12 protein-coding genes are annotated in these 12,529 nt (G+C 69.7%); 7 read left to right on the top strand and 5 right to left on the bottom strand.

Going from position 1 to position 12,529, the window contains the following annotated elements:
* Positions 1-44: 44 nt before the first annotated feature.
* Genes ACIOHC_RS08625 through ACIOHC_RS08615 form a run of 3 tightly spaced genes read right to left on the bottom strand, consistent with a single transcriptional unit; the run spans position 45 to position 3,000 of the window.
* Positions 45-917, bottom strand: a complete 873-nt coding sequence (locus ACIOHC_RS08625; RefSeq protein WP_351081855.1) for an ABC transporter ATP-binding protein — start codon at positions 915-917, stop codon at positions 45-47.
* The gene (locus tag ACIOHC_RS08620) at positions 914-1,993 is read right to left on the bottom strand and encodes an iron ABC transporter permease (protein WP_351081857.1); all 1,080 of its coding nucleotides are present in this window, start codon (positions 1,991-1,993) and stop codon (positions 914-916) included. The genes ACIOHC_RS08625 and ACIOHC_RS08620 overlap by 4 nt, the downstream gene beginning before the upstream one ends.
* A complete protein-coding gene (locus ACIOHC_RS08615; protein WP_351081859.1) occupies positions 1,990-3,000 on the bottom strand; it encodes an iron ABC transporter permease in 1,011 nt (336 codons plus the stop codon). The genes ACIOHC_RS08620 and ACIOHC_RS08615 overlap by 4 nt, the downstream gene beginning before the upstream one ends.
* Positions 3,001-3,119: 119 nt before the next feature.
* Here ACIOHC_RS08615 and ACIOHC_RS08610 point away from each other — a divergent pair, with 119 nt between their 5' ends.
* Positions 3,120-3,746, top strand: a complete 627-nt coding sequence (locus tag ACIOHC_RS08610) for an HAD family hydrolase (protein ID WP_365689737.1) — start codon at positions 3,120-3,122, stop codon at positions 3,744-3,746.
* A gap of 229 nt (positions 3,747-3,975) precedes the next feature.
* Positions 3,976-5,934: a transglycosylase domain-containing protein gene (locus ACIOHC_RS08605; protein WP_365689739.1), complete on the top strand. Its 1,959-nt coding sequence runs from the start codon at positions 3,976-3,978 to the stop codon at positions 5,932-5,934.
* Positions 5,935-6,071: 137 nt separating this feature from the next.
* Here the strand turns inward: ACIOHC_RS08605 and ACIOHC_RS08600 are convergent, their stop codons facing one another.
* Entirely contained in the window at positions 6,072-6,533 is a 462-nt protein-coding gene (locus ACIOHC_RS08600) for an ATP-binding protein (protein ID WP_365689740.1), read from the bottom strand.
* Positions 6,534-6,745: 212 nt separating this feature from the next.
* Between ACIOHC_RS08600 and ACIOHC_RS08595 the strand changes: the two genes are divergently transcribed.
* The 5 genes from ACIOHC_RS08595 (at position 6,746) to ACIOHC_RS08575 (ending at position 11,586) form a co-directional block, all read left to right on the top strand.
* Positions 6,746-7,597 carry a helix-turn-helix transcriptional regulator gene (locus tag ACIOHC_RS08595; RefSeq protein ID WP_365689742.1) on the top strand — a complete coding sequence of 284 codons (852 nt, stop codon included), beginning with the start codon at positions 6,746-6,748 and terminating at the stop codon, positions 7,595-7,597.
* A gap of 11 nt (positions 7,598-7,608) precedes the next feature.
* Positions 7,609-7,797, top strand: a complete 189-nt coding sequence (locus ACIOHC_RS08590) for a DUF397 domain-containing protein (RefSeq protein ID WP_351081869.1) — start codon at positions 7,609-7,611, stop codon at positions 7,795-7,797.
* Positions 7,790-8,035, top strand: coding sequence for a DUF397 domain-containing protein (locus tag ACIOHC_RS08585; RefSeq protein WP_351081871.1), 246 nt, complete (start codon positions 7,790-7,792; stop codon positions 8,033-8,035). Before ACIOHC_RS08590 ends, ACIOHC_RS08585 begins: the two co-directional genes overlap by 8 nt.
* Before the next feature lie 81 nt (positions 8,036-8,116).
* The gene (locus ACIOHC_RS08580; protein ID WP_401842030.1) at positions 8,117-11,032 is read left to right on the top strand and encodes a hypothetical protein; all 2,916 of its coding nucleotides are present in this window, start codon (positions 8,117-8,119) and stop codon (positions 11,030-11,032) included.
* A 149-nt stretch (positions 11,033-11,181) separates the two neighbouring features.
* A complete protein-coding gene (locus ACIOHC_RS08575) occupies positions 11,182-11,586 on the top strand; it encodes a hypothetical protein (protein ID WP_351081875.1) in 405 nt (134 codons plus the stop codon).
* A 29-nt stretch (positions 11,587-11,615) separates the two neighbouring features.
* Here the strand turns inward: ACIOHC_RS08575 and ACIOHC_RS08570 are convergent, their stop codons facing one another.
* A complete protein-coding gene (locus ACIOHC_RS08570; protein WP_365689746.1) occupies positions 11,616-12,503 on the bottom strand; it encodes an alpha/beta hydrolase in 888 nt (295 codons plus the stop codon).
* Positions 12,504-12,529 lie beyond the last annotated feature (26 nt).

Here is a 12,529-nt window from a genome sequence, read left to right as displayed (position 1 = left end):
CCGGGCCCGCCGGACACCCGCCCGGGCCGGGAGCGGGGCACGGTTCACGCCGTCGGCGAGGCCTGCCACGGCGCACCCGGCACCACGAGCGGCGAACCCGTCACCGGGCACGGGACGATCACCGCGTCCAGGCCGAAGACCTCGCGCACGAGATCGGCGGTCACGATGTCGTCCGGGTGGCCCTCGGCGACGATCCGGCCCGCCTTCATGGCGACCAGGTGGTCCGCGTACCGGGCGGCCTGGTTGAGGTCGTGGAGCACGGTGACGACGGTCCGGCCGCGGGTGCCGTCCGCCGCCGGGGCGGTCAGCCGGCGTACCAGGTCGAGGACTTCCACCTGATGCGCGATGTCGAGGTAGGTGGTCGGCTCGTCGAGCAGCAGCAGATCGGTCTCCTGGGCGAGCGCCATCGCGATCCAGACCCGCTGGCGCTGCCCGCCGGACAGCTCGTCCACCGACCGTTCGCCGAGCGCGGTGACGTCCGTACGCTCCATCGCCTCCGTCACCGCCCGCTCGTCCTCCTCCGACCACTGCTGCCACCAGTGCTGATGAGGCTGTCGGCCGCGGGCGACGAGGTCGGAGACCGTGATCGCCTCGGGGGCGACCGGGGTCTGCGGCAGCAGCCCGATCGACTGGGCGATCCTCCGCGTGGGGATCCTCGACAGCTCGGTGCCGTCCAGGAGCACCGCCCCGCCGCGCGGCTTGAGGAGCCGGCCGAGCGCGCGCAGGGTGGTCGACTTGCCGCAGGCGTTCGGCCCGACGATCACGGTGACCCGTCCGTCGGGCACGTCGAGGTCCAGTTCGCGCACGACGGTGCGGTCCTCGTACGCGAGGGTCAGCTCCCGTGCGGTGAGCCGGCCGGCCGCGGTCGCCGCGGCTTCGGGCGCGTCCGGCGCGTCGGACGTACGGGTCGAGCTCATGCGGTGCCTCCACTACGGCCGCGACCGCCGCCGTGACCTCGGACGATCAGCCAGATCAGATACGGGGCGCCGACCGCCGCCGTCAGAACGCCCACCGGAAGCTCGGTGGGCGAGAAGAGCCTGCGTGCCAGCAGATCCGCGAAGACCACGATCACCGCGCCGAGCAGCGCCGAGCAGAACAGCGGGATCTGCGCGGTGCGGGTCATCCGGCGGGCGATCTGCGGGGCGAGCAGCGCCACGAAGTCGACCGGTCCGGCCGTCCCCGTCGCCACGGACGCCAGGATCACGCCGAGGGCGACGAGCCCCAGCCGTACGCGTCCCAGGCGCACCCCGAGCGCCGTCGCGGTGTCGTCGTCCATCGAGACGGTGCGCTGGGCCCGCGCGGCCCACAGGACGGCCGGCAGGAGGATCAGCAGCGTCCAGCCGATCGGCGCGGCCTCGGACCAGCCGCGGCCGTTGAGCGAGCCGGTCATCCAGACCTGCGCCTGCTGGGCGACCAGATAGTCGCCCTTCGTCATGAACAGCGTGGTCACCGACCGCAGCGCGATGGCGAAGCCGATACCGATGAGGACGAAGCGGGTGGCGTGCAGCCCGCCGCGCCAGGCGAAGACGTACACCAGCGCCGCCGCGGCCACCCCGCCGATGACGGACAGATACGGCAGCACGGTGTACGAGGTGACGCCGAAGGTCATCGCGCCGACCGTGAGCGCGCTCGCCCCCTGGCTGATGCCGATGATGTCGGGGCTGGCCAGCGGATTGCGGGCGACGGTCTGGATCAGCGCACCGGCGATCCCGAACGCCGCGCCGACCAGCAGCCCCACGACCATCCGCGGCAGTCGCAGCGTGCCGACGACCAGCTCGTCGGGGGACGGCTGCCCGAGGATCACCTTCACGACCTCGCCGGGCGCGACGAAGCTCTCGCCGACGCAGAGATACGCGACACAGAGGGCGGCCAGCGCGACGAGGAGGGCCGCGGCGACGACGGCCGCGCGTCGGTGCAGCAGGAACCGGCCCCGCGTCCCGATCCGTACGACGTGGTACCCGGCGGGCCGCACCCGGACCGTGGTGCCGCTCATGCGGGCACCGCCTTCCTGCGCACCAGCACGACCAGGAACGGAACACCGATCAGTGCCGTCATCACGCCCGCCGGCACCTCGCTCGGCGGGAAGAGGACACGGCCGACGACATCGGAGACGAGCAGCATGACGGGTCCGATCAGCGCCGCCATCGGCAGCACCCAGCGGTGGTCGCCGCCGACGATCGCGCGGGCGATGTGCGGGACGGCGAGCCCGATGAACGCGATCGGACCGGCCGCCGCGACACCGACACCGGTCAGCACGGTGGCCCCGATGCCGCCGACGATCCGTACCGTGGCGACCTTCTGCCCGAGGCCCTTCGCCACGTCCTCGCCGAGCGCCAGCGCGTCCAGCCCCCGGGCGACGGACAGCACGAGCACGGTCCCGACCAGCATGAACGGCCAGATCTGCTGGGCCACATCGGCCTCGCGCCCGCCGATGGAGCCGACCTGCCAGAAGCGGAACTCGTCCAGCGCGGACGCCTTGGTCGTCAGCACCCCCGTCGTCACCGACACCAGCAGCGCGTTGATCGCGGCGCCGCCGAGGGCGAGCTTCACGGGGGTGGCACCCCCGCGCCCGCTGGACGCGACGGCGTACACGGCGACGGAAGCGATCGCCGCGCCCGCGAACGCGAACCACACGTATCCGGTCAGCGTGTGGACCCCGGCGTACGCGATGGCCAGCACCACCCCCACCGAGGCGCCCTGGCTGATGCCGAGGATGCCGGGGTCGGCGATGGGGTTACGGGTGATGCCCTGGAGCACCGTGCCCGCGAGGGCCAGTGCCGCGCCGACCATCAGCCCGATCAGGGTGCGCGGTACCCGCATGTTCCGGATGACTTCGGCGGAGTCGGAGTGCCCGCCGTGCAGCAGGGCGTCGATCACCTCGGAGGGGGGTATGGAACGGGCCCCCACGGCGAGACTGAGAAGGACCGCCACCAGCAGCGCCGCAACGGCCGCCGCCGTCGCGAGTGCGCGTCTGGGGCGGCGTGGTGCGGCGGCTGACATGGGACCCAATCGAAAGGCGAAGCAAAGTTAGGCTTGGCTAAGTCTAAGCACCGCCGGTTCGGCGACCGAGGGCCCGTACCGCCGACGCCCGGCACCCGCCGCGCGCGACAATGGGCTTCATGCCTTCGCACCCGCTGACGGTCGGCTTCGACCTCGACATGACGCTCATCGACACCCGGCCCGGCATCAAGGCCGCCTACCTGGCGCTTTCCGCCGAGACGGGGACGCCGATCGACGCGGACCTGGTGGTGAGCAGGCTCGGGCCGCCCGTCGACGACGAACTGCGCAACTGGTTCCCGGCCGACGCGGTGGCCGCCACCGCCGACCGCTACCGGGAGATCTATCCCACATACGCCATCACCCCGAGCCCCGCGCTGCCGGGCGCCCGGGAGTCGGTCGCGGCGATCCGTGAGCGGGGCGGCCGGGCGATAGTCGTCACGGCCAAGCACCGGCCGAGTGCGGAGCTCCACCTCGCCCACCTCGGGATCGAGCCCGACGCGGTGATCGGCGGCCTGTGGGCGGAGGCCAAGGGCCAGGCACTGCGCGAGCACGGCGCGCACGTGTACGTGGGCGACCACACCGGCGACGTACGCGGCGCCCGTACGGCAGGGGCGCTGTCGGTCGCGGTCGCCACGGGCCCGTGCGACGCGCAGGAGCTCCGGGCGGCGGGCGCGGACGTCGTCCTGTCGTCGCTGGCGGAGTTCCCGTCCTGGCTCGACGCGTACCTGGACGGGGACGCGGCGTAGGGCCTTCGGCGGGGGCGGATCCACTGAGCGCCGGGCGACCATGCCTACGCACGCTCCTGCGGCGGGCTGACGACCCCGATCCACCCGGCTGCCGACGGCCGTTGTGCTTTGTCCTCGGTTCGCCACCCGTGTCGGACGGGGCTCCGAGACAACCCGATCGCGATCCGGAACATCTCCTCTCACAAGCCCGCACCACACCGGTGCGGGACGGTGAACGAGGAGCCGGAGCATGGCCCGACGCCCCATCCGCCCGACCCGCCTTCGCGGGCTCCGTGTCGACTACCCCCGCCGGGGGAGAAGCAACTGGCGCCGCTGGGTCCCTTCGTGGCGGCAGGCGCTGAGCGGGATCCTGCTCGGATCCGGAGCGCTGGCCGGGCTGTTCGCCGTGGTCTACGCATCCGTCGACATCCCGGACGAGAACGCCGAGGCGCGCAGGCAGGGCACCGTCTACTACTGGGCGGACGGCAGCCAGATGGTGAGCGTGGGCGCGGTCGATCGGCAGAACGTCACGCTCGCCGACATACCCGACTCGGTGGAGCACGCGGTCATCGCCGCCGAGAACGAGACCTTCTACTCCGACTCGGGGGTATCGGCGAAGGGGATCGCCCGCGCGGCCGTCAGCATGGTCGAAGGCGGTGAGACCCAGGGCGGCTCCACCATCACCCAGCAGTACGTGAAGAACACCTATCTCAGCCAGGAGCAGTCGGCCACCCGGAAGTTCAAGGAGTTCTTCATCTCGCTGAAGCTGAGCAACAAGCAGAGCAAGGAGGAGATCCTCCAGGGATATCTGAACACCAGCTGGTTCGGCCGCGGCGCCTACGGCATCCAGGCAGCGGCGCACGCGTACTACGGAATCCCCGCGAAGGACCTCGACCCCAGCCAGGCGGCGCTGCTCGCGTCCCTGCTCAAGGGGGCGGAGCAGTACGACCCCGCAGGCGGCAAAGGCAACCACGAACGCGCCGTCGACCGCTGGGAGTGGATCCTCGACCGGCAGGTGGAGATCGGCACGATGACGAAGGCCGAGCGGGCCGCGTACCAGAAGTTCCCCGAGCCGAGGTCGGCCGCCAAGCCGACCAGCCTCGGCGGCCAGACCGGCTATCTCGTCGACATCGCCAACAAGTACATCAGGAAGCGCTCGGGCCTCACCGACAAGGACCTCTTCCGGGGCGGCTACCGGGTGCACACCACCTTCGACAAGGCCAGGGTGGGGCAGTTGGAACGGGCCGTGCGGAGCGTGCGCAAGCGCGACCTCGACCCCAAGAAGCGCCCCGAGGACAAGTACGTCGAGGTCGGCGCCGCATCCGTGCGGTCCGACGGGGCCGTGGTCGCGGTGTACGGCGGAGCCGACGCGGTCACCCACTTCGCCAACAACGCCGACACCGCGGGCGTCCCCGTCGGCTCGGCCTTCAAGCCCTTCGTGCTGGCCGCGGCCCTTCAGCACGGCGACGGGATCACCCTGGACAGCGGCTACGACAGTGAGGGGCGTCTGATCAAGGACGGCCCGTACGCGGCGCTCCCCGCGCCGCCGGGTGCCGGTCCCGGCCAGGTGATGGTCACGGCGCCGACGCCCCTGCGCGATGCGCTGATCAAGTCGTCCAACGCCACCTTCACTCTGCTCGGCAAGGACATCGGGCTGAAGAAGGTGAAGGAACTGGCGGTATCGGCCGGGCTGCACAAGGAGAGCCTGGCCCGCCTGGACAAGTCCTTTCCCCTCGGTACGTCCACACCGAGCGCGGTCAGGATGGCGGACGCGTACACCGCCTTCGGTAACGAAGGTATGAGGGCCGATCCCTACTCGGTTACCGGGATGACCCGGGACGGCGAGGCGATCGAGGGCTTCGGGAAGCCCGAGCCGCGGCGCGCGATGGATGCCTCGGTGGCCAACGATGTGAACAACACCCTGGGGATGGTGGCCTGGACGCGGCTGGGTCAGGACGGGAAGTTCGGCACGTTCGCCAGGACCAAGGCTGCCGGCGACCTCTCGGCGGGCGCGACCGGCGAGGACGACCGGATGAAGTCGGCCTGGTTCATCGGCCACACCCAAGGGCTGACCACGGCCGTCACGATGTTCCGCAACAAGCCGGGCACCCCTCAACTGCTGGGAATGCAGGGCGTGGGCGGACCCGATTCGGGGCGCGGCAATGTCTTCCCGCTCCGGATCTGGAACGCTTACGTCACGGGGACGTAGGCCCACTCGCGTACGCGATCCGCAGCCGGTTGATCGCGTGGTGCGACCAATGAGGTGCCGGGACGACTCCGGCTGCTGGGCGTCCCCTGAAGGCGCCCCGCGCGTAGGCCGGGCCCGTCCCCCGTTTCGGTTCCAGATCACTGAGTGCTGTACGGCGAAGCCTCCTCCGTCTTGGCCGCGCATTCCACCCAGAGGAGTTTGCCGCCCTGTCCCGGTAGTCCGGTTCCCATGGGGTGGGCGCCCCAGCTCTCCGCGTAGAGGGTGACGAGGTAGAGCCCGCGTCCGCGTTCGGCGAGTTCCTCCGGTGCTTCGGCACTCCATCGGAAGGGGGCGGGGATGTGCGGGTTGGTGTCCCACACGCTCAGCCGGACACGGCTGCGCCCGGCGTCGCGCAGGCGCAGGGAGTAGGCCCCGGAGGAGTACAGGTACGCGTTGGTGACCAGTTCGCTCGCCAACAGCTCCGCGATCTCGGTGAGTTCGCGCATGCCGTGCACGCGCAGGATGGTGCGGAGGGTGGAGCGGGCCACGCCGGGGGCGCGGGGATCCTGCGGGAGTTGGAGGGTGTACGCCCAGGGCGGGGATACCGTGGCACTGACCATGGAAGTCTCCGATCACGGAGGGAAGTTGAATCACGGGTTTCCGGTTGCCCGGTGACGAGGCCGCTCCGTCGAGCGGGGTACTTCCGGGCGAGTGGCCTGGGTCCAAATTAACGACATGAGACATAAAATATTTGCGAGATCGGCAATCGATTGAGATATGCACTCGCATGGGTGACGTTGCCAACACGTTCCTGATCAAAGAGAGTTGACACATGGCGTCCAGAAGCATCCCCAGCGTGCGACGCCTGCGCCTTGGGACCGAGTTGCGTCGGTTGCGAGAACGCGCTGGGCTCACAGCCACTGAAGGCGCGCGGCTGCTCGGGATCAGCCAGGCCCAGCTCAGCAACATCGAGGCGAGCCGTTTCGGTGTGAGCGCGGAACGGCTCCGGGCACTGGCTCGCAACTATCGCTGCTCGGACTCCGCGTACATCGCAGGACTGCTCGATCTCGCCGGGGAACGCGCATCGGGCTGGTGGGAGACGTTCCGCGAGGTCCTGCCCTCCCCCTTGCTGGACATCGCAGAACTGGAGCACCACGCGACCGCGCTGAGGTCCGCCAACACGTCCCATGTTCCCGGTCTTCTCCAGACCACGGACCATGCCCGCGAGATCTTCCGGCAGGTGGTGCCGGAGTTCTCTCGTTCGGACATCGAGCACCGCGTGAGTCACCGACTCCAGCGCCAGGCCCTCCTTGACCGACCAAACCCGCCGACGTACCGGGCAGTCATTCATGAAGCTGCTCTCCGCGTGCCGGTCGGTGGCCCCGCCGTCGCCAGGAACCAGCTTCGACATCTGCTTGAGCAGGGCGAACGGGAACACATCGCGGTCCAGGTGATCCCGTTCGCCATCGGCGCCTATCCCGGGTCCGGGCAGACCATTCTGTACGTGCACGGCTCGGTGCCCCGCCTCGACACGGTTTCGCTGGATCAGTCGCACGGCCCTGTCCTGGTGGATGCCGAGGCGGAGTTGGAGGCCTACCGCCTCCTGCTGGCACGCATGGAGGCCGTGGCGCTGGCGCCGGACAAGTCCCGGGAGTTCATCCACAGTCTGATCGCCGACCAGTGAAGGATCTGGATATGCACCAGTACTCATGGCAGAGGTCCTCGTACTGCGGGCAGGGCGAATCCTGCGTGCACGTCGCTGCGGGCCACAACACGGTCGAACTCACCGAGAGCAGCGACCCCACCGGAGCGATACTCCACACCACCCCTGCCGCGTGGGCCGCCCTCGTGCGCACGCTCAAGGAGAACCGCACCCATGGCTGACATCCCCGCCGACCTCACCTGGACCCGCGCCGCCCCCGAGGGCGAGGAGGGCCCCGGCCCCTGGATCGAGATCGCCTTCGGCCCGGACGAACTCGTCTACCTCCGGGAGACCAGTGACCCCGAGAACGTCGTGACGACGACCACGACGAAATGGGACGCCTTCACCAAGGGCGTCGTGGCCGGCGAGTTCGACCACTTCGCCGAACTCGACGGCGAGGGCCCGGACGCCTCGTCCTGATATCTCTGGACAACGCCTGGAACTACTCAACTCCCGTAACGGCTTACGGGTGTTGTCAGAGGGCTGTGGTTGGGTCGTCGCATGAGTGCTCATGACGTCGCACGCCGGCTGCCCGACACTCCCACCCTTCGAGACCTCTGCCGATCGATCGCCATGCTCGACGCGATCCTCGACCCGGACCCGGTCGGTGAGCCGCGGCACCGCTTCGATGCCCGTTGGCAGGGGACCCAGGGGCTGGCCTCGATGGACAACGGAGCAGGGGATGCGTATTGCATCGTGTTCTCCGAGGCCGGGGCGTACCTCCAAGGGTTTGACCACGAGTCGACGATGAGCCCGTACGATCGCGTGGACGGCAGCCCGTGGCCGGGGGTGCTCGAATCGGTCCCGGAGGCGTTCCAGCCCTACGTCCGGCAACTCGCATTCGGCGGGGACGGTTGTGCCCGGGTGACCGCCTGCCTGTGGCGGGAGACCGGCGACGAGCCCTGGCACACGGGAAGCGTCGAGTTCCCCGGCGGCCTGCACGATGCGGACGGGGCCGACTGGCTCTTCCAGCTCCTGACCGATGGAACTCCCCAGGCGTACCAGAACTGGGCCGAGAGTTACTACGGGCGTCCGGTGGATCTTTCGGCCGTGCGGCACTGCTATGCGCTGCGGCCGCTCACACCCGAGGTGGTCTCGGCGCTGAACCCTGCTGTGACTCTGGAGCGGCTGGGCGAGCGGGTGGAGACGACCGGGTATCCGCAGGACGGCCCGGCGGAGGCGGAAGCGGCCTTGGAGCAGGCGTGGACGGGGACCATCTCCGGACATCGACCTGATGACAGCGGACCGCGCTCAAGCGCTCTCGACGCGGATGACCGGCTGAGCGATCCGCGATTTCTGGCGATGGCGGATCCGGCGCGGGTCGCGGCGCTTTTGGACCGGGCAGTGAGTTCGCAGGCGCGATCGGCTTCGGCCGTGTACCGGGCCTCGGCGCACCTGCATCATGATGCGGGGCCGACGACGCGTCGGCAGTTGCTGGCCCTGGACGCGGCTCGCTACGGGGACCGCCACCTGTCCGCGCAGATTTCCGCGGTTCCCGTGCCGGACGAACCGGCCGGCGGATGGCGCGTCGACTGGGCGCTCGGCCACCAGGTCGATTCACGGTTCCGTCACCCCTTCACCGGCCACGCGGGTGCGGTGCTGGCGGCGGCGACGGTAGTGGTGGGCGGCCGTACCCTCGCCGTCACCAGCGGCAGTGACACGCGGGTGTGGGAGGTGGCCACCGGTCGGCAGCTCGGCGACCCGTTCACCGGCCACGTCGGCCCGGTACGTGCGGTGGCGGCGGTGGTCGTCGAGGGGCGCCCCATCGCGGTCACGGGCGACGGTGAGGGGGTGGTGCGGGTATGGGACCTGACCACGCATGAGCAGATCAACCAGTTCCTCACCGGTCATACCCACGGGGTGCGGACGGTTGCGGCGATGGTGGTGGACGGGCGCCCTGTCGTGGTCACGGGCGGCGCCGACAGGACCGCGCGAGCGTGGGACGTGAACACCGGGCAACCGCTGTGCGCTCCCCTCGGCGGCCTGGAGGGCGAGGTGGTGTCGGTGGCGATGGCCGTGCTGGACGGGAGGCCCATGGCCATCACCGCAACCGGCAGGCATGGAAGCCCGGCAGTGGTGTGGGACCTGATATCCGGAGAACAAGCAGGTGTTCTCCACACGGACCGCTATTCGTCCGGCCCATCAGCTATTGCCACAGCCGTGCTCGACGGGCGGCCGGTCGCCGTCACCAGCGAGTACGAAACGATTCGGGTGTGGGACCTGGCTACCCGTCAACTCGTCGGCCGGCCTCTCACCGGCCACACCCGCGATGTGACCGTGATCGCCACGATCGACGTGGCCGGGCGCCCCAGCGCGGTCACCGGCAGTAACGACGGCACGGTCCGAATGTGGGACCTGGCCACCGCAACACAGATCGGCACGCCGCTCATCACCCACCGATCCTCGTTGTACACGTTGGCAGCATCGATCGTCGACGGTCGGCCGACCGCCGTCACCGGCTCCGGCGACGACAGACTCGCACGTGTATGGGACCTGGCCATCACGCAGAGCGTCGAAGCGCCGCCGGCCCGGCGCATCAGCGCCCTCGTAGACCCCGTGACGACAGTGCTGGACGGTCGCGTGGTCGTGCTCACCTGCGGCGATCACGAGGAGAAGGAGGTGATTCGCGTATCGGACGTGTCCACCGGAGAACCGGTGGGCCGGCCCTGCTTCGTCAGCAACACTCCCGTCGCACAGGCGACCACCGTGTTGAACGGCCGAACCGTGGTCATCACCGCCGATCTCGACGGCGTCCTTCGAGCGCAGTATCTGGAGACCGGGGAGCCCGTCGGCCCTCCCATCGCCACGGGGGACGGCTTCGTGAGCCAGTTGATCACCGCTGTACTGGACGGCCGGCCGGTCGTCCTCGCCGGCTGTGAAAGTTCGGTGCGTGTCCACGATCTGGCCACCGGGCAACCCGTGGGCGAGCCCCTGGCCGCCGGCCGGGTCGCTGCGGCTGTCCTGGACGGTCACCCAACGGTTGTCATCTGTGCCGGCGGGACGGGCCGCACATGGGACCTGGCCACCGGTCAGCCCATCAGCGAGCCGTTCACCGGCCACACCCGCGCGGTGAATGCGGTGGCGACAGCAGTACTGGACGGGCGGCCGGTCGCGGTCACCGGCAGCGTCGATGCCACGGTGCGGGTGTGGGACCTGGCTTCCGGTCGGCAGGTCGGTGAGCCCTTGGCCGGTCACACCCGCGGGGTGTTGGCGGTGGCGACAGCAGTACTGGACGGCCGGACCGTCGCCGTCACCGGCAGCGCCGATGCGACGGTACGGGTGTGGGACCTGGCCACCGGCCGGCAGGACGGCCCGCAGCTGGTGTTCCCCTCGCCGGTGCATGCGGCGATGGTGGCGCCGGACGGACGACTGGTTGCCGGATTCGGCTGCGAGGCCGCCGTCCTGTCCCCCCGCTGACGCACACGCCCACCTGCCGCGGGCCACCGCTTTGGCAGAATCGGACTGGACCGGATATCGCAAGTCACGGGCAGCAGGCGGAACTTGCGGACCGGCAGCCGACAGAATGTGCCCGTCGAACCAGACGGCAGGACAGCGAGGAAGCCTCCATGGATCGAGCACCGGCAGACCGAGTCGACCACCAGGACGACGGCCTCCGCTACCTGGACGGCATGCCCTTCACCGGGGTCGCGTTCACGGAGAAGGATGGCGCCCTCAGGTCCGAGGCGACCTACCGCGAGGGTCTGAAGTGGGGGTCGACGAAGGAGTGGTACCCGTCGGGGCAGCCCATGGTGGACTCGACTTTCACGCGAGGGGCGCTGCACGGACGGGCTCGGGAGTGGCACAGGAACGGGCAGCTCGCGGAGGACGGCGAGTACGAGTACGGCATTGCGTTGTGGGCGAAGCAGTGGGATGAGAACGGTGTCCTTGAGGACGACTACGTGCTCACGGAATCCGACTCGGACCATCAGGCGCTGCTGCGCTTCCGGGCGCTCTACGGCGGAGCGGCGTGACCGTGGCGGGGCTGCCGCTCACGCGTCCTTCATTCGCGGTTGGTGTGCGCCTCGATGGCGTCGTTGATCTCGGGCCAGAGCTCGCGGGGGCGGTCGTGGCCCATATCGGGGATCAGCAGGAGCTTCGCTCCGGGCACGAGATCTGCGGTGCGTTCCCCGCCGCTGGGGTCGATCAGTGTGTCGTCCAGTCCATGGATCACCAAGGTCGGGACCCGAAGCTCCCGGAGCGCTTGTGCGCGTGAACCACTGAGGATCAGTGCTCCGAGTTGACGTCCGACTCCGGCTGGGCAGTACGCGCGGTCGTAACTGGTGGCAGCCAGCTCACGAAGGGCTGCGGGGTCGCCGTAGCGCTTGGAGGCCCACACCAGGTCTCGCTCCGCCGCTGCGATGTATCCCTCGCGGTCCGCCGGCTTCGGACTGGAGATCACCGCCTGGGCTTCGGGAGTGGACCGGCCGTATTCGGGTTCGCCGGTCGAGGACATCATCGACGTCAGGGTCAGCACCCGCGTCGGCCGACTGATGGCCATCGTCTGGGCGAGCATTCCGCCCATCGAGGATCCGACCACGTGAGCGCGTTCGATTCCGAGCGCCGTGAGCAGGGCGAGGCCGTCGTCGGCCATGTCCTGAACCGTGTAGGGAACCATCGCGAGAGCGGACGGAATGTCTCCCGAGCTCACAGCGTCGATGACCCGGCCCGTATCGACGGGATGACCATCGAACTTGGTGGACAGCCCGCAGTCGCGGTTGTCGTACCGGATCACGTAGCGGCCACGATGGGCGAGTGCGCGGCAGAAGTCCTCGTGCCAGGCGATCATCTGAGCGCTGAAACCCGTCACCAGCAGGACAGGTGCGTCGGAGGGGTCACCGAAGGTTTCGTACGCGATGGACACTCCGGGCGAGACTTCAACAATCGGCATGCCTGGAGTTTCCCAGCATCCGCTGT

The sequence above is a fragment of the Streptomyces sp. NPDC088252 genome (genome assembly GCF_044740965.1).
In the GTDB taxonomy this organism is placed as follows: Bacteria; Actinomycetota; Actinomycetes; order Streptomycetales; family Streptomycetaceae; genus Streptomyces.
The sequence above is the reverse complement of the archived record's forward strand: the minus strand, read 5'-3'. Positions and strand labels throughout refer to the sequence as shown.